The organism is Sphingomonas sp. Leaf4, assembly GCF_920939515.1.
Taxonomy (GTDB): domain Bacteria; phylum Pseudomonadota; class Alphaproteobacteria; order Sphingomonadales; family Sphingomonadaceae; genus Sphingomonas.
Map to the genome: position 1 here is coordinate 376,611 of NZ_CAKLBB010000001.1, position 16,984 is coordinate 393,594.

General features: G+C 69.1%; 20 protein-coding genes. All 20 read right to left on the reverse strand.

The window, feature by feature from the left end:
* Positions 1–47: 47 nt before the first annotated feature.
* The gene (locus LRA89_RS01615) at positions 48–404 is read right to left on the reverse strand and encodes a hypothetical protein (RefSeq protein ID WP_230635890.1); all 357 of its coding nucleotides are present in this window, start codon (positions 402–404) and stop codon (positions 48–50) included.
* A gap of 31 nt (positions 405–435) precedes the next feature.
* The gene (locus tag LRA89_RS01620; RefSeq protein WP_230635892.1) at positions 436–969 is read right to left on the reverse strand and encodes an NADPH-dependent FMN reductase; all 534 of its coding nucleotides are present in this window, start codon (positions 967–969) and stop codon (positions 436–438) included.
* 156 nt (positions 970–1,125) lie between these two features.
* The gene (locus LRA89_RS01625) at positions 1,126–1,527 is read right to left on the reverse strand and encodes a flagellar export chaperone FliS (protein WP_055758765.1); all 402 of its coding nucleotides are present in this window, start codon (positions 1,525–1,527) and stop codon (positions 1,126–1,128) included.
* On the reverse strand, positions 1,527–3,029 hold the full coding sequence (gene fliD / locus LRA89_RS01630) for a flagellar filament capping protein FliD (protein WP_230635894.1): 1,503 nt from the start codon (positions 3,027–3,029) through the stop codon (positions 1,527–1,529). Before fliD ends, LRA89_RS01625 begins: the two co-directional genes overlap by 1 nt.
* A 102-nt stretch (positions 3,030–3,131) precedes the next feature.
* Positions 3,132–4,259, reverse strand: a complete 1,128-nt coding sequence (gene flhB, locus LRA89_RS01635) for a flagellar type III secretion system protein FlhB (RefSeq protein WP_230635896.1) — start codon at positions 4,257–4,259, stop codon at positions 3,132–3,134.
* A gap of 259 nt (positions 4,260–4,518) precedes the next feature.
* Positions 4,519–5,301 carry a flagellar biosynthetic protein FliR gene (fliR, locus tag LRA89_RS01640; RefSeq protein WP_230635898.1) on the reverse strand — a complete coding sequence of 261 codons (783 nt, stop codon included), beginning with the start codon at positions 5,299–5,301 and terminating at the stop codon, positions 4,519–4,521.
* Between the two features lie 361 nt (positions 5,302–5,662).
* The gene (gene fliQ / locus LRA89_RS01645; RefSeq protein WP_055758114.1) at positions 5,663–5,932 is read right to left on the reverse strand and encodes a flagellar biosynthesis protein FliQ; all 270 of its coding nucleotides are present in this window, start codon (positions 5,930–5,932) and stop codon (positions 5,663–5,665) included.
* Position 5,933: 1 nt separating this feature from the next.
* A complete protein-coding gene (gene fliP / locus LRA89_RS01650; RefSeq protein ID WP_443024922.1) occupies positions 5,934–6,785 on the reverse strand; it encodes a flagellar type III secretion system pore protein FliP in 852 nt (283 codons plus the stop codon).
* A 5-nt stretch (positions 6,786–6,790) separates the two neighbouring features.
* The gene (locus LRA89_RS01655) at positions 6,791–7,045 is read right to left on the reverse strand and encodes a flagellar biosynthetic protein FliO (protein ID WP_055758118.1); all 255 of its coding nucleotides are present in this window, start codon (positions 7,043–7,045) and stop codon (positions 6,791–6,793) included.
* Positions 7,045–7,341 (reverse strand): flagellar motor switch protein FliN, encoded by a 297-nt coding sequence (fliN, locus tag LRA89_RS01660; protein WP_055758121.1) that lies wholly within the window; start codon positions 7,339–7,341, stop codon positions 7,045–7,047. The genes LRA89_RS01655 and fliN overlap by 1 nt, the downstream gene beginning before the upstream one ends.
* Positions 7,338–8,297 carry a flagellar motor switch protein FliM gene (locus LRA89_RS01665; RefSeq protein WP_055758124.1) on the reverse strand — a complete coding sequence of 320 codons (960 nt, stop codon included), beginning with the start codon at positions 8,295–8,297 and terminating at the stop codon, positions 7,338–7,340. The genes fliN and LRA89_RS01665 overlap by 4 nt, the downstream gene beginning before the upstream one ends.
* A 6-nt stretch (positions 8,298–8,303) precedes the next feature.
* Positions 8,304–8,954: a flagellar basal body-associated FliL family protein gene (locus tag LRA89_RS01670; RefSeq protein ID WP_056498839.1), complete on the reverse strand. Its 651-nt coding sequence runs from the start codon at positions 8,952–8,954 to the stop codon at positions 8,304–8,306.
* A 12-nt stretch (positions 8,955–8,966) separates the two neighbouring features.
* Complete coding sequence (locus tag LRA89_RS01675; protein WP_230635900.1) at positions 8,967–10,049, reverse strand: flagellar hook-length control protein FliK; 1,083 nt, start codon at positions 10,047–10,049, stop codon at positions 8,967–8,969.
* Between the two features lie 31 nt (positions 10,050–10,080).
* Positions 10,081–10,479: a hypothetical protein gene (locus tag LRA89_RS01680; RefSeq protein WP_230635902.1), complete on the reverse strand. Its 399-nt coding sequence runs from the start codon at positions 10,477–10,479 to the stop codon at positions 10,081–10,083.
* Positions 10,480–10,498: 19 nt separating this feature from the next.
* Entirely contained in the window at positions 10,499–11,830 is a 1,332-nt protein-coding gene (locus LRA89_RS01685; protein WP_055758135.1) for a FliI/YscN family ATPase, read from the reverse strand.
* Positions 11,824–12,561 (reverse strand): FliH/SctL family protein, encoded by a 738-nt coding sequence (locus LRA89_RS01690; RefSeq protein WP_230635904.1) that lies wholly within the window; start codon positions 12,559–12,561, stop codon positions 11,824–11,826. Before LRA89_RS01690 ends, LRA89_RS01685 begins: the two co-directional genes overlap by 7 nt.
* A 13-nt stretch (positions 12,562–12,574) precedes the next feature.
* Complete coding sequence (gene fliG / locus LRA89_RS01695) at positions 12,575–13,582, reverse strand: flagellar motor switch protein FliG (RefSeq protein ID WP_055758138.1); 1,008 nt, start codon at positions 13,580–13,582, stop codon at positions 12,575–12,577.
* Positions 13,579–15,297, reverse strand: a complete 1,719-nt coding sequence (gene fliF / locus LRA89_RS01700) for a flagellar basal-body MS-ring/collar protein FliF (RefSeq protein WP_230635908.1) — start codon at positions 15,295–15,297, stop codon at positions 13,579–13,581. Before fliF ends, fliG begins: the two co-directional genes overlap by 4 nt.
* Position 15,298: 1 nt before the next feature.
* Positions 15,299–15,670, reverse strand: coding sequence for a flagellar hook-basal body complex protein FliE (fliE, locus tag LRA89_RS01705; protein ID WP_055758144.1), 372 nt, complete (start codon positions 15,668–15,670; stop codon positions 15,299–15,301).
* Entirely contained in the window at positions 15,667–16,926 is a 1,260-nt protein-coding gene (locus tag LRA89_RS01710; protein ID WP_230768865.1) for a sigma 54-interacting transcriptional regulator, read from the reverse strand. Before LRA89_RS01710 ends, fliE begins: the two co-directional genes overlap by 4 nt.
* Positions 16,927–16,984 lie beyond the last annotated feature (58 nt).

Here is a 16,984-nt window from a genome sequence, read left to right on the forward strand (position 1 = left end):
GCGGGGGTAGGGCGGTTTCCCTCCACCCTCGTCACGCTGACGAAGGATCATTCCACGTCGCTGTATTCCGCCAAGAGTTTCATGGTGTCGTTATCGTAGCAATATACCGGTGAATCGCCGATTGCCCCGCGTTCGATCCGAAGCTTCACGCACGACAGGCCGATACCCTGGTTGCGCGTCGGAAGGAACATCAACTGCGGAAACCACATTCCTTTCACCTGATCGACCGGCGCGCCCGCCTTGACGGACCAGCGTCGATAGGCGTCGTCGATCTGCGCTTCCGAACCGGGCCAGTATTCGGGGTCGTAAGGCGACGTCGATGGTGCCGACGGGCGCAAGCCATAGCCGGCCATGAAAGCCAGGCCGATCGCAGCCAGAAACAGCACGACCGTCACGATCCGCATGGGCCACCCCTGTCCCTGATTGGTCGGCACGCTACCGCCCGATGAACCCCAGCATCTGTTCGACCATCAACCGCAACTGCGCATCGGCGCGGTCGAGCGCGCCGTCCTCGGCGGTGTTGATCGCCACGCCGACCGGGGTCGGCCAGCCGCGCAGCGCGTGGGCGACGGTGCGCAGCGTCGCCATCGTCGCCACCGCCGCCTGCCAGCCCGCTGCCGTCGCGACGATGCCGACCGGCATCCCGTCGAAATAGACCCGGTCGTCGCGGCGCAGCAGCTCGACATGGTCGAGCGCGTTCTTGACGAGGCCCGACAGCGTCCCGTGATAGCCCGGCGAGCCGACGATCACCCCGTCCGCCCCGCGCAGCGCCGTGACGAACGCCTGGATGCCGGCATGGCCCGCAGCACTTTCCGGTTCGTAATTGGGAAAGTCGATCGCCGGCCCGGTCAGCAGCGTCGTGCGCGCGCCGAGCGACCGGGCATGGGCTAGCGCCTGTTCCAGCGCGGTGGCGGTGGCGGAGGTCGGACGAAGCGTGCCGCCCAGCGCGACGATATGCGGTTGCGTCATGGCGCGTGCGCTACCCGATGGCGGGGCGGTGCGCTAGGCTCGGGATGCTATTCCCCGTCATTCCCGCGAAGGCGGGAATCCATACACGCAGCGGTTGCGATGGAGCCGGAACGTCAGTGTCTATGGATTCCCGCCTGCGCGGGAATGACGGACCGGCTACTTCGGCCGCACCATCTCCCACGCCTCGGCGATGTCGGCGATCGAGGCGGCGGCGTCGGTGAACGGCACCGGATCGTCACCGATGCTGGCGTCGGCGATCTGCTGGCGCAGGCCGGCGTACAGCCGCGACAGCGTGCGCGACAGGTCGCCGCCCTTGTCGAAATCGAGCCCCGCCTCCAGCGCGAACAGGATCGCCATCGCCCGCGTCACCCGTTCGCTCTTCATCTGGAACCGGTAGTTGGTCGCCGCCCATGCGGCCGATCGCAGCGCGCGGATCGCTTCCTCGTACAACAGCGAAACGAGGCCGTGGGCATCGGCCCCGCCGGTGCGCCCGGCCAGATCGACCTGGCGATAGGTTTGCGCCGGATCGCCGGCAAGGACGGTCGCATAGCGGGCCATCAGCGATCCGCCGTCCACATCTTGACCATGGTTTCCATCTGCGCCTGCTGCGCCTTGTACGCCGCGACCCGCGCTTCGGATGCGGCGAACTGCTGCGTCATCCGCGTGCTGACGGTTTCGGACTGGGTCGTCACCTTGGTCTTTTCGTCGTCGATCGCGCTCTGCGCCTTGGTATAGCGGGCCGAGGTCGCACCCAGACCAGTCTGGGTATCCACCGCCGCCAGCGAGATCGCGTTGAGCGCCGCCGACAGCCCCTTGCCGGTCGCACCGGTGCCCGCCACGAACATCGCCTCCAGCGCGGCGGGGTTGTCCGCCAGCGCCTTGGCCAGTTGCGCCGTCTCGACGCGCAGCGTGCCGTCGCGGTTGGTCGCGACGCCGATCTGCGCCAGCCGGCTGGGGGTGTCGTCGGTAGCGGTGGTCAGTTCGGTCAGCGTCAGCCGCTGGAGCGACCGCTTGAGCGACGCCGTCGCCGGATCGGCGCGCAACGCGCCGGTGATCGGATCGGTCGCCTTCTGCACCGTCGCCATCACTTCGTTATAGGTCGCGACGAAATCGGTCACGGCCTGGCTGATCGCATCGGTCGGCGGCGTGGTGCCGATCGTCGCCGGCACGCCGGCGGTCAGCCCGGTCAGCTCCAGCCGCACGCCCGGAATCGCGCCGGTCACGCTGTTGGTGTCGCGCGACAGTTCGACGCCGTCGACGGTCAGTTGCGCATTGCCCGCCTGCGTCACCATCCGCGCACCGCTGGTCGAACCGTCGAAACCGACGTTCAGCTTTTCGAGGCCATTGTTGGCGGTATCGGGGGTCGCGGTCAGGGTGAACGCCTGTTCCTCGCCGCTGGCCCCTTTCAGCACCAGCCGCTGGCCATTGGCGTCCGACACGACGCTGGCAGTCACGCCGGCCTTGGCGGACGTGATCTTGTCGGCGATCCCTTGCAGCGAGGCGGCATCGCCACTGGTGAGGACGATCGGGTCGATGTCCTTGCCGTTCCAGTTGAAACTGCCGTTGCCGTCGACCTTGCCGAATTTCAGCGTGAGGCTGCCGGTGCCGAGCGCCGTCCCCTCGGGAACCGCATCGCGCGTCACCGCCACCTGCGCGCTCGCCAGCCGGGTGACGCTGACGCTCGCCATCGTTCCCGCCACGCGCGCGCCGGGCAGCACCGATGCCCGCACCACGCCGCTGCTGCTGGTCAACTGCGTCGCCAGCGTGCCGTTCTTGACCAGCGTGGTCAGCGCATTGGCGAAGCCGGTGATGCCGCTCTTGACCTCGGACAGCGTCGACACCTGCGAGGTCAGCGTATCCTGCCGCTTGGTCAGTTGCGCGGTCTTGCCGGCGAACTGCGCGTCGACCAGGCTTTTCACCAGCGCGACCGTATCCGTGCCCGATCCGAGGCCCAGCGATTTGGCGATGTTGCCGGTCGTGCTGTTGGTGCCGGTGGTCGTCGTCTTGGCCGCCGTGGTGGTGGCCGGCGTCGCGGTGCTGGTGCTGGTGGTGATGGCCATCGTACTTGTCCCCGCGCGTCTCTATCCATCAAGCGGCAGCGACGCGGTTTTCTTTAGAGATTCCGTTCGGAAACCCGGGTTTCCTGTGCGGTGCCGGCCCGCTCACGCGGATGCGCCGGCGAGATTGCCGTTTTCGTCGAACCGCGCGGCGGCGGGCACGTCGATCGGCGGCTGGATGCCGCCGGCCTGCACGTTCACCCCGAACACGAACGCCAGCACGGTGGCGATGGCGAGGTACAGGTCGTCGCGCACCTCCTGCCCATCCTGACTGGTATAATAGACCGCACGCGCGAGCTGCGGATATTCCAGCACTGGCACCTTCGCCTCGCCGGCCAGTTCGCGGATGGCCAGCGCGGTGGCGCCGCGCCCCCGCGCGACCACCACCGGCACCGAATCGCGCCCCCGGTCATACCGCAGCGCGACTGCGAAATGGGTCGGGTTGGTCAGCACGACATGCGCCTCGCCCACCGCCTTGCGGAAACCGCCCTTCAATATCTGGTGGCGGCGCTGGCGGATTTGCCCCTTCACATGCGGATCGCCCTCGCTCTCCTTATGCTCGTCGCGCACCTCCTGCTTGGTCATGCGCAGCCGGTTCATCCGCTGGAACAGCGCCAGCGGCACGTCCAGCCCGGCGATCAGCACCAGCCCGCCGGCCATCACGAACAACAGCGTCAGGAACGTGCCGCCGAGATCGCCGACCGCCTGCTCGACGTTCGACGACACCAGCCCCAGCGAACTGTGCGACGCCGATTTGAGCATGACATAGCCGATCGACCCGAGCAGCACGACCTTCAGCAGCGACTTGCCAAGCTCGATCCACCCCTGCGGCCCGAAGATGCGTTTCAGGCCCGAGGCGGGGTTGATCCGCGATCCCTTGGGTGCCATCGCCTTGCCGTCGAAGCGGATGCCGGTCAGCCCCGCCTGCGCGGCGATCCCCGCCACCACCGCGAACGCGAGGATCGCGCCGAGCGAGGGGGCGAGCTTCCATCCGGCTTCGATGAGGGGCCGCCACGGCTGGAAATCCTCGATGTCACCGCGGCCGAAGGTGAAGCTGGCGGTCATCACCGCCTTGCACGCCGCCACCAGCGACGGCCCGAACATCGCCAGCCAGCCGCACCCGGCAAGGATGACCAGCGCGGTGCCCAGTTCCTTGGACTTGAGGATGTCGCCGTCATCGCGCGCCTTGTCGAGGCGCTTCTGGGTTGGGCTTTCGGTTTTGTCCTCGCTCATCTCAGGGGTCCAACCATGGCCGGGACAGGGTCATGACGGAGCCGATCAGCGCGCCAGGCTAGGAGCAAGGAGGACGCGATGCGGTTGCATCGTGGCCGACGCGCGACGCCGCATGGCGCGCTGATCGGCCCGCCGCCGCAGGCGGTCCCCCAAGAAGGACCGTCGAGCCGCGTCGCTTGCTTGCGCGTGGCGCCGCCACGCGACTGCGCTGCGCTCCTTGTCGACGGTCCTTCTTGGGGGATCATGATCCCTGTCCCGGTCATGGTTGGACCCCCAACACCAGCGTTTTTGTGGCGTCGAGCGACTCGCGCACGATCACCAGCATGTAATCGCCCATCGCCGGCATCGCGACGAACAGCGCGACGACCCCGACGAACAGGCTGGCGGGCAGCCCCACCGCGAACAGGTTGAGCGCCGGGGCCGAGCGCGACAACATGCCGACGACGAGGTTGAGGCACAGCAGCAGGAAGCCGACCGGCAGTGCCAGCAGCAATCCGGCAAGGAACGCATAGCCGCCGAACATCGCGATGTTCTGAAGCTTGCCCGCCGACAGCCATGCCGCGCCCGGCGGCAGGATTTCATACGACCGCACGATCAGGTCGACGAGGATCAGATGCCCGTCGAGCGACAGGAACAGCAAGGTTAGCAGCACCGACAGGAAGGTGCCGAGCGCGGGCGTCGGCGCGCCGCTCTGCGGGTTCACCATCGCGGCGAAACCGATGCCCATCGAAATGCCGATCACTTCCGACGCGATCAGCGGTGCGGCGAACGCGATCTGGAGCACGAAGCCCAGCGCCAACCCGACCAGCGCCTCGGCGGCGATGCCGAGGAAGGTCGTGAACGAAAATATCTCGGTCGGAATGGCGAAGCTCTGCGCGTGCAGCACCAGCACCGCGATCGCCCCCGACAGCAGCACGCGCACCTGCACCGGCATCGCCACCGCGCCGAACACCGGCGCCACGACGAACGCCGCGCCGACCCGCACCATGGTGAACAGCAACGCCCAAAGCTGCGGCTCGACCGCGAGGCCGAGGCCTAGCATGGCCGGCCCTGTCCCGCTGCCGTATCCCCGCGAAGGCGGGGACCCAGTGCCACGATCGCGACCGCGAGGGCCGATCGACGTTCAGTTGAACAGCTAGCAAAATTGCTCCCCTCCCTGGAAGGGAGGGGTTGGGGGTGGGTTGGCATGCGAGGGAAGGTCACGCCCGCCAACGGGCCGACCCACCCCCGACCCCTCCCTTCCAGGGAGGGGAGGAGTCGAACCCTTAGCTGAATGTCGACTCCGTCATTCCGGCGAAGACCGGAATCCATTGTGTCGGGTGTCATCGAGGAAGCGCAGCCGTCCCCCCATCCATGGACTCCGGCTTCCGCCGGCGTGACGGGGAGAGAGGACGAAAGAAAATTCACCGGACCAGTTCCGGGATTCGCTCGAAGATGCTGGTCGTGAAGTCCCCCAGCAACCCGAGGATCATCCCCCCGAACACGGCAAGGCTGATGCCGACCACCGCCAGCTTGGGCACGAACGACAGCGTCTGTTCGTTGATCGACGTCGCCGCCTGGATCATGCCGAGGATCAGGCCGCTGAGCAGCGCCGGGATCAGGATGGGCGCGGCGACCAGCGCCAGCACCCACATCGCCTCGCGCGCGACGGTCATGAAATAGCCTGCGTCCATGTTACCTCACGAAGCTTGCGGCAAGGCTGCCCATCGTCAGCGCCCAGCCATCGACCAGCACGAACAGCAGCAGCTTGAACGGCAGCGAGATGATCGTCGGCGACAACATCATCATACCGAGCGACATGAGCACGGTCGCGACCACCAGATCGATGACGATGAACGGCAGGAAGATCAGGAACGCGATCTGGAACGCGGTCTTGAGTTCGGAGGTGACGAAGGCGGGCAGCAGGATCGAAAACGGCGTGTCGGCGGGCGTCGCGATCGGCCCCGATTTCGCCATGTCGGCGAACATCGTCACATCCTTGGTCCGCGTCTGCTTGAGCATGAAGGCGTGCAAGGGACGCCCGGCGGTCTCGATCATCTGGGTCGAGGTCATCTGCCCGGCGGCATAGGGTTTCAGCGCGCTGTCGTTGATCTGGGTGAAGACCGGGGCCATCACGAAGAACGACAGGAACAGCGACAGGCCGATCAGCACTTGGTTGGGCGGCGTCTGCTGCAACCCCAAAGCCTGACGCAGCACCGACAGCACGATGATGATCCGGGTAAAGCTGGTCATCATGAGGAGGATGCCGGGCAGGACCGACAACAGCCCCATCAGGATCAGGACCTGCAACGACAGCGCCATCGGCGCGTCGTTGGCCCCGCCCAACTGCCCGAGCGCCCGGTCGAGCGCGTCGGCGGCACCCGGCGCGGCGACCGGGGCAGGGGCCGCCGGCACCGCTTGCGCGAACGCCGGCACCGCGAGGAACAGCATCAGCAACAGGCCGATGGCCGCCAGCACCAGCTCCAGCCGCCATTGCGGCAGCGCCCGCGCGGGCCGGCGGACCTTCACCACCTTCGCGATCGGCAGCGTGTTCACTTGTTGCCCCCGTCCAGCAACGTCACACCGCTACGGCTGACCGACACCAGCAACTGGCGGCCCTGGAATTCCAGCACGGCGATCTTGGTGCCGGTCGACACCATCATCGTCTCGCGCACCTTCACCAGCCGCTCGCCCTGGTTGCCCGGCATCCGCGCTTCCAGCCGACGCCAGAGATACAGGCAGCCGATCATCAGGCCGCACACCAGCGGCAGCAGCACGACCAGCTTGAGGATGTACGACCACATCATCAGCGCTGGACCCGCTTGTCGGGGCTGACCAGTTCGGTCATGCGCACGCCGAAGCGGTCGCCCACCGTCACCACCTCGCCCCGGCCGATCAGCGTGCCGTTGACGAACACGTCGAGCAGTTCGTTGGCGGCGCGGTCCAGCTCGATCACGCTCGATTCGCCCAGTGCCAGCAGTTCGCGCAGCGTCAGGTGGGTTGAACCGATCTCGACGGTCAGCCGCACGTCGACGTCCTGCAACAGCTTGAAATTGGCGGCGAGCGACGCCTCGGCGGGGAAGCCGCCGGTCATGTCGTTCATTGGAAATCCTCTTCGAAACCGGGGTCGATGGAGATGAGCTTGATCGCTGCCTGCCCGTTGGCGGTGCCGACGGTGCCGGTGCCCAGTCGCTGGTTGGCGACCCATACGGGCACTTCGGGGCCGAAGCTGATCGGGATGACGTCGCCTTCCTTCAGCTCCAGCAGCACGCCCAGCGACACGACCGGTTCGGCCAGCACCGATCGCACCGGCAGCTTCACGGTCATGACCGCGCGGGTCAGGCCCGATCGCCAGCGCGGATCGGGGGTCGCGGTCTTGCCGTGAACCTTGGTGGTGAGCTGCGGCGCGTGCGGCTTGAGCGCCGCCACGGGATAGAGAATGTCAATGAAGGTCGGGCGGCCCTCATGCGCGGCGATGCCGAAGCGGGTCGCGACCACCGCGTCCTCGCCGTCGATCGCGCTGAGCATCGCCGGATTGGCCTCCGGGTTGCCCGCCTCGAACGCGATGCCGGCCAGCGGCCCCCATGCTTCCGACAGCGGCTGCGCGATCGCCCGGGCGAGGCGGCGCAGCATCGCCTCGGCGGCGGGCGAGAATTCGCTCGGCAACGGATTGGGCACGTCGCCGAACCCGCCGAAGAACAGGTCGAGCGTTTCGAGCAGGAACGCGCCGTCGATCACCAGGATCGCCGGGCTGCCCCCGCTCGACAGCGTCAGCGGCACCCACGCCGTCAGCCCCGTCCCCTTGCGCCCCGCGCAGAACCCCGCGAACCGGTCGACCTCGACCGGTTCGGCCCAGCTTCGCACGGCGCGGCGCAGCAGTGGTTCGAACACCTGCCGCATCGACCGCGCCATACGCGTCGACAGATGCTCGAAGGCATGCAGGTCGCCGAACGGGTTAAGGTTCGTCGCGCCCAGCGTCGCGACATGCGTCGCCGTGGCGGTGCGTCGGGCCTTCTCGCGCCGGTCGGCGGGGGCGGGGGTTGCGGGCGTGTTAACCATGCCCGTTCACTGAACAACGAAATTGGTAAAGTAGACGTTACCGATCCCGCCAAATCCCTCCTTTTGCACCAGCGTGTCGTTGATCGCCTTCTTCAGCCGCAGCGCCAGTTGCTTCTTGCCATCGGCGGTGAACACCTGATCCTCGGTCGTCTCGCCCAGCGCCATCAGCACCGCCGATCGCACCGCGATCTCGTGAGTCTTGAGGTTATCCAGCACTTTATGGTCATAGGGTGTCGAGATGGCGACGCCGATCTGCGCGAAATGGACGCTGTCGGCCAGGTTCGCGGTGAACTCCTTTTCCATCGCGTAATAGCTCGACGCATAGCGATCGCCGCCTTCGCCCTCGGGCGTCGGCTTGCCGCCCTCGGCGACGGTTTCGTTGCCGCCGCCCGACTCGCCGCCTTCGCCGCCGCCCGATTCGCCGCCCGATTCGGCACCGGCCTTAACCTCTTCGGACTTGGGCACCAGCTTGGGGGTATCGGGATCGGCCGCTTCCTTGTGGCCGCCGCCGCCGATCAGCCCGGCCGAGCTGGCATAGAGGCCCGCCCCCACGCCGCCGCCCAGCAGCACCAGCACGCCAACCCCCAGGACGAGCATCTTGCCCATCTTGCCCTTCTTCTTGACCGGCGCGTCGGCCGGCTTGTCCTTGTCACTCATGGTTCAGTTTCCTCAGGCGATACGAAGGTCGTCGGTAACGGGGTCGGGCGACTGCGCGCCCGAGAACGGTTGCGGCCGGCGCGGGGCCGGGGGCGGATCGTGGCGGGGCTCGCCCTGCCGCGATCCGACGTCCACCTGCATGCCGCCCAGCTTCAACCCGCGCTGCGCCGCCATTTCGGCAAGGCGCGGCTGGGCATCGGCCAGCAGCCGCCCGGCATCGGCGGTGTCGCTGGCGAAGCGGACGGCCACGCCGTCCTCGCCGTGGCTCAGCACGATCTCGACGGTGCCCAGCGCATCGGGCGACAGGCGGATGCGCGTCTCGCCAGTCCCGGCCTGTTCGCCCTGCAACGTCTCGATATGGTCGATCATCCCCTGCATCCAGCGATCGTCGCGCAGGTCCAGCCGCGCGTCATCGGCGGCGGCGGGCGCGGCGATCGGGCGCGGCACCGCCTCGGCCATGCCGGCGATGCTCCACGGCATCGCCACGTCGCCATCGCGCGGCGTGGCGGAATCGCGTTCCTCCGGCAGCGCGTCGGCCAGCAGCGCGGGCGCGGCATGGGCGACCTGTACGGGAACAGGCGGGGCAGGGGGCGCGATCGGCACCACCGGCGCACTGGCTTCCCCGGCCATCCGGTGGCGTGGGGCCACCGGCAGGTCGGACGCAGCGGCCGGCAACGTCTTGCCCTCCGCCATTGCCGGCGGCGGCGCGCCCTCGGCCGGCGGCGGTGCCAGCGGCAGGCCGTCGATCGTCTCCGCCACCGGCGATACGCCGGGCGCGGCAGGCGGCGGCGCGATCCCGGGCGGCGATGGCGGTACGGGCGCGGTGCCGGCCACGGCGGCGGGCGGCGTTTCCACCACCGGCGGCGTCACCGGCACCACCGGCGGCGGGATCAGCCCCGCCAGCAGCAACGCCGGATCGGGCGCTCCTTCCGGCAAGCGTTTGCCGCCCGGCGGGGCAGCGGGCTGCCGTACGTCGTCGCCGGCCGCTTCGCCGACCCCGGCGAGCAGCGCGGCAAAGGCGTCATCGCCGGCATCGCGCCGTGCATGCCGGCCCGGCGGGGCGATCGATCGTTCGAGAGGGGAAAGTGGCTGCATGCGCTGGTCCGTCGAGAGTTCGACGGACCCATCAGCAAGGATCGTGCCGGTTTGGCTTGCGCACCGGCGGCGCATTTTCCAGCGCGCGCATTTCCTTGAGCGCGCTTGCCGCATCGGCGCGCGCGATCAGCTTTTCGACCGCGCTCTGGTCGCGCCTTGCTTCGAGGGTGGCGGAGCGCGCTTGTTCCAGCCCGACGTCGGCCTGCGCGACCCGCCGTTCGGCCAGTTGCGCCGACACATGCAGCCGTTCGCGATAATGCGCCGCCGCGCCTAGGCTCGACGCGCTGGCCACCGGCGTCGTCACCGGCGCGATCGCCTGCGCCAGACTGAGAATGCGGTCGCGCATCGCCGCCTCGTCCGCCACGCGCGCGGCTGCGCGCGCCTCGTCGGCCTGGGTCAGCCCCAGTTGCAGCGTGCGGACGCGCAGCACGCGCGCCAATCTTTTGGACTTATCCGTCACCGAACACGCCGGTCAGCTCGGCGACCGCATCGGGCAGCGACACGATCTCGTCGGCGTCCTGGCGGATATATTCCATCACCGCCGGTTGCGCCGCGATGGCATGGTCGATCGCCGCGTCGGTGCCGGTGCGATACGCCCCCATCAGCACCAGATCGCGGTTCTCCTCGAACGTCGCCAGATGCCGCCGCAGCACCCGCGCGGCGGCCAGATGCGGCTTGTCGGCGATGTCGGTCATCACCCGGCTGACCGAGGGGCCGAGGTCGATCGCCGGATACACGCCGCGCTCGGCCATCTGCCGGCTGAGCACGATATGCCCGTCGAGGATCGATCGCGCCGAATCGACCACCGGGTCGCTGTTGTCATCGCCGTCGGCCAGCACGGTATAGATGGCGGTGATCGACCCGCCGCTGCGCACGCACGTTCCCGCGCGCTCGATCAGCCCCGGCAGCATCGCGATTGCCGAGGGCGGATAGCCGCGCGCCGACGCCGGTTCGCCGAGCGCCAGTCCGATCTCGCGGCCGGCATGCGCCACGCGGGTCAGCGAATCGATGATGAGCAGCACCTTCTTGCCCTGCTCGCGAAATCCTTCGGCGATCGCGGTGGCGCGCAGCGCGCCGCGGATGCGCAGCACCGGCGAATGATTGGCGGGCACCGCGACCACCACCGATCGCTGGCGGGCATCGCCCTTCAGCTTGGTTTCGAGGAAGTCGGACACTTCGCGGCTGCGCTCGCCGATCAGCCCGACGACGACGACATCGGCCTTCGCCGCGCGCACCATCATGCCGAGCAGCACCGATTTGCCGACGCCCGATCCGGCCATGATGCCGACGCGCTGCCCCTGACCGATCGTCAGCAGCCCGTTGATCGCACGGACGCCGACATCCATCGGTTCGAGCACACGCCCCCGGTCGAGCGGCGATTGCAGCTTGCCGCCCAGCGGCCAGCGGCCCGCCCCCCGGATCGGTCCCTTGCCATCGATCGGCTTGCCCGCGCCATCGACCACCCGGCCGAGCAGCGCGTCGCCGATCTCCGCCTCGCCCGGCGCGCCGCCCGGCCGCACCAGTGCGCCGGGCAGGAGCGGCGCGGGGCCGCCCAGATTCATCATCAGCGTGCGCCCGTTGCGGAAACCGATCGCCTCCGCCTCGATATGGCCGCCGTCGCCGGTCGCGACCTGACACACGGTGCCGACCGGCAGCGACAGCCCGACCGCCTCCATCAGCAACCCGTCGTACGACGCCAGCCGCCCGGCGACCCGCGCCTGCGGGCGATAGCCGGTGGGGGCGAGCGCCCCCAGATAGTCCTCGGCGAAATGATTCAGCATGCGCTCGGCACCGGCACGCGGTCGATCGCCACGCCCAACTGGTCGAGCCACAGCGACGGCCCGTCCTCGACCACGGTCGATGCGGATTCGAGGATGAAGCCGCCGCGCTCGACGCCCGGGTCGGCGACCGGGAACACCGCCTTGGGCAGCTTGCCCTCGACCAGCGGTATATCGGCGGCGTGCATCCGCAGGATCGCCGATTCGGCGCCATCGGCCAGCAGGTCGGCGGCGGCATCTATCCGTTCGGCCAGGTGATTGGCCGACACGCCGATCTCACCGACGATCTGGCGCACCAGCGTCATGACCGTCAGCCGCAGCCGTTCGGCCATCGCGTCGCGGTCGATGTGCGTCGCCTTGCCCAGCGCGTCGGCCAGATGGACCAGCAGCGCCTGATCGCGCGCCATGTCGATCCGCGCGGCGGCATCGCCCGCCGCCTGTCCCTCGGCGAACCCCGCCGCATGCGCCTCGGCGACCACATCGACCACCGGCGCCTCGACCACCGTGTCGAACGGGTCCCAGCCCTCGGTCGCCTTGCTGTCGGGATCGGCCGGGTGGAAATGCTTCGGGGTGGCATCGGGGGCCGCGCCGGCGAAGCCGCGCGGCGGGGCCGGCACCACCCCGGTCGCCGCGAACGGGCCGGGCGCGCCGAACGCGCGCGCCAGGATGTCGGCGGCGGCGACATGGCGGCTGGCGAACCCTGCGACGAAATCGGCGCTGGGGGCGGGGGACATCGGCACGGCACCCTCAAACATAATCGTCCTCGCCTCCGCCCATCATGATCGTGCCGTCCTTCGCCAGTTGCCGGGCGACGGTGATGACGCCCTTCTGCGCGTCGAGCACCTCGGACAGCTTCATCGGCCCGCGCGCTTCCATCTCGTCGCGGATGCCGTCGGCGGCGCGCGCCGACATGCAGCCGAGGAAGCGTTCGCGGATGCTCTCGTCGACGCCCTTCAGCGCCCGCACCAGCATGTCGCTGTCGACGTTGCGGATCAGCACGCCGAGGTTCTTGTTGTCCATCTCCAGCAGGTTGTCGAAGACGAACAGCGCTTCCTCGATCGCCTTGGCCACGTCGCGGTCGATCTTGGCGATCTTGGGCATGACCCGCGTCTCGGTTGCCTTGCGGCCCGACGACAGGATGCGCGCCGCGTCCTTGGTCCCGCCCAGTTGCAGCCCGGCCGACGACTGGCGCGCGCCCATCCGCCGCGACAGCATCGATTTCAGCGTCTCGATCGCCTCGGGCGTGATCGGCCCCAGCCGCGCGATCCGGTGCAGGATCTGCGGCTGGATCGCCTCGGGCATGCTCTCTAACACCTGCGCGGCGATGCCGGAGTCGAGGTTGGCGAGCAGCACGGCGACGATCTGCGGATGCTCGTCCTTGATGAGCCCCGCGATCTCGCCCGCATCCAGCCAGTCGAGCAGGTCGATCGCGCACGCCGCTTCGGCCGGGATAATCCGCGCCAGCACGCTCTCGGCCTTGTCCGGCCCCAGCGCGCGGGTCATCACCGTCTCGATATGCGGGCGCGGGTCGAAGCCCACTGCGGTGCGCTCGCGCGCCCGGTCGACGAAATCGTCGAGCACCAGCGTCACTTCATGTTCGCTGACGTCGGCCACCGCGAACATCGCCTTGCCGAGCTGGCGGACCTCCTCGGGCTCCAGCTTCTGGAGGATCGCGGCGGCTTCCTCCTCGCCGACCAGCATCATCAGGACGGCGGCACGTTCGACGCCGGAATAGATTCGGGTGGGCGCGTTCATTGCTTGGCATCCGACTGGATCATGTCCCGCACCGCCAGCGCGGCACGGGCGGGATTGTCGCGGGTGAAGCCCCGCACCAGCCCGACGCGGTCGTCGTAGCTGCGCGCGCTCTCCAGCATCTCGATGCTCACCGCCTCGCGCGGCGGCGCGCCGGGGGCGGCCCCGGCCAGCGGCTCGCCATTCTCGTCGAGCGTCACGGCATCGGGCGCGGGCAGCGCGCCGCCCATCGTCATCCCCGCGTCGGCGGGCGCCTCGCGCTTCTTGAGCAGCGCCTTGGCCATCGGCCGCACGCCGAGGAACAGGACCAGCAGCGCGATCAGCAGCGCGGTGCCGTTGCGCGCCGCCATCGGCACCCATCCCGCGTCATACCACGGCCGCGCCGCCATCTCGACGACGTCGGGGGAGAATTTGCGGCTGATGACGGTGACGGTGTCCTGGCGCTGCGCGTTATAGCCGACCGCCGCCTTCACCAGATCATTGATCTGCTGCACCTCGGCCGCCGAACGCGGCTTCCCGCCCTCGGCCTCGCGCAGCAGCACCGCGACCGACAGGCGGCGGATGCCGCCCGGCGCCGCCCGCGTTACCGACACTTCCTTGCCGGTGTCATAGGCGCGGCTGAAATTCTCGGCGGTCTTGACCGGGGCGGTCGCCCCCGGCGCGGTGCCCGGCTGGACCGTGGCCCCCGCCGGACCCGGCGTCGCCGCGCTCAGCGTCGATGCGGCGGGCGGCGTGTTGCTCAGCGCACCGGGGATGCCGCCGGGCGTCGCCGCCTCCGGGCTGTTGCCCTGCCAGTTGCCCTGTTCGGCGCGCACCACGCCCTGCTTGTCATAGCTTTCGCGCGTCGCCTGGCTCTCGTCCAGATCGACATCGGCCTGAATCTCGGCCGAGAAATTGTTCGCACCCAAGAGCGGGGTGAGCAGCGTGGTCAACTGCGCGCGATACTTGTCCTCGACGCGGCGCTGGTAATCGATCCGCGCGTCGGTCAGCGAATCATTGCCGCTGCCGTCGCCGGGCTTGGACAGGAGCGCGCCCATCTGGTCGATGATCGTCACCTGATCCGCCTTCATCCCCGGCACCGAGGAGGCGACGAGGTTGACGATCGAGCGGACCTGCGACTGGGTGAGGCTGCGTCCCGGCTCCAGCCGGACGATGACCGAGGCGGACGGCTGGGCATTGTCGCGCACGAAGACGCTCGATTCGGGCATCGCCAGATGGACGCGCGCGTCAGACACCGAATCGATCTCGCCGATCGACTTGGCCAGTTCGGTTTCGCGCGCCTGCCGCAACCGCTCGCCCTCGACCGCGCGGCTCACCCCCATCGGCAACTGGTCGAGGATCGCATAGCCGCCCGGCGCGGCCTTCGGCAGATCCTGTCCGGCGAGCAGGATGCGCGCGCGGTGGTAATCGTCCTCGGCCACGGTCACGCCGCCCGAATCGTCGACATGGTTCTCGATGTTCGCCGCGCTCAGCGCATCGACCACCGCCTGCTTGTCGCTGTCGGGCAGTTGCGGGAACAGCACCCGCTGCGGCGGGGTGGCCAGCGCCATCCACGCGATCGCCGCCGACAGGATCAGGCCGATCATGAAGATCATCGGCAGGCTGCGCTTGACCGCCGGCTGTTTCAGCAGGCCGCCCAACTGCCCCACCGGATTGGCGAAGCGGCCGGGCGCGGCGGGGGTGCCGCCACCGGCGGCGGGAGTGATCGCGTTTTCCATATCAGACCGGCATGCTCATGATGTCCTTGTAGGCGGACAAGAGTTTGTTCCTGACCTGCAGCGTCGCCTCGAAGCCGACCGATGCCTGCTGGCGCGCCATCATCACCTTGGCGATGTCGACCGTCTCGCCGCGCTCGTACATCGCCGACAGCTCGCTCGCGCGGTTCTGCTGGGTGTTCACCCCCTTCAGCGCCTGCGTGAAGGTATCGGTGAAGCTCGCCGGGCGGACCGGTTCGGCCACCGCCGGCATCGGCTGCGGCGCGATGCTGGCATTGGCGCGCGACAGCGCCTGGTTGCGTTCGAGGATCTGCGCGCGAAGCTGCATCACCCGGTCGATGCTCATCGCACCGCCGACACCGCCGATCCCGCTCATGCCGACACCGCCATCGCGCGGGCGATCGGCTCACCGGCCTCGCGCGCCTTGGCCAGCCGGTAGCGCAGCGTGCGCTCGGAAATGCCCAGCCGCTTCGCCGTCTCGATCCGGCTGCCGCCGCATTCCTCCAGCGTCCGGCGGATCGCGGCGAATTCGTGGATCTGCACGATGTTGCCCAGCGTCCCCGCCTTCGTCTCGATCGCGCCACGGGTCGATCCGGCGGGCCGGTCGAAGATGATGTCGCGCGCCTCGATCGCCTCGCCCACGCCCAGCAGCAGCGCGCGCTGGATCACATTCTCCAGCTCGCGGGCATTGCCCGGCCAGTCGTGGCGGACGAGTGCGGCCAGCGCATCGTCGCTGACCCATGGCAGCTCGCCCCGGTGCCCGGCATGGCGCGCGATCATCGCGGCGGCCAGCGCCGCCACATCGTCGGGCCGCTCGCTCAGCGGGCGGGTGGTGAGCGGAAAGACGCTCAGCCGGTAATAGAGATCGGCGCGAAACCGCCCGGCCGCCACCTCTTCCTGCAGATCGCGGTTGGCGCAGGCGACGACGCGCACGTCGATCGCCTCGGCCTGCGTCGCGCCGATCGGCACCACCTCGCGCTCCTGCAACACCCGCAGCAGCTTGGCCTGGAGGGAGAGGGGCAGCTCGGCGATCTCGTCGAGCAGCAGCGTGCCGCCGTTCGCCGCGCGGAAGAAGCCTTCGCCCGCCGCCGCCGCCCCGGTGAACGCGCCCTTCACATGGCCGAACAGCATCGCCTCCAGCATCGATTCGGGCAGCGCGGCGCAATTGATCGCGATGAACGGGCCGTCCGACCGGTTGCTCTCGGCATGGATCGTGCGCGCCAGCACTTCCTTGCCGGTGCCGGTCGGGCCGTTCACCAGCACGGTGATGTCGGCGGTCGCGACCCGGCGGGCGAGCGCATAGAGCGCGAGGCTTTCCGGGTCCGCCGCCACCGCCTCGTGCCGGCCGCGCAGGAGTGCTGCGGCAAAGGCATGCGCCAGCTCGGCATCGCCGTTGGTGTAGGTGAGCCGCGCCGGACGCCCGTCGGCGAACGGCACCGCGCGGCAGGGGCCATCGGCGAGGATCAGCGTGCGCGCCGCGATCGGCGGCACCTCGCCGTCCATCACCACGAACACATCGCCCGGTCCCGGCTTCTGCCCGGCATTCGCCAGCGCGAAGCCCTGCGCACGCAGCGACGAGACGAGCGTGAACTTGGAAGCGAGCACGGCGGCGGATGGATAGATCGAGCGCATCGGCGAATGGTTCCCCACTGGATGACAATCCTTTGCCGCGAGTCTGGTTAACACCCGG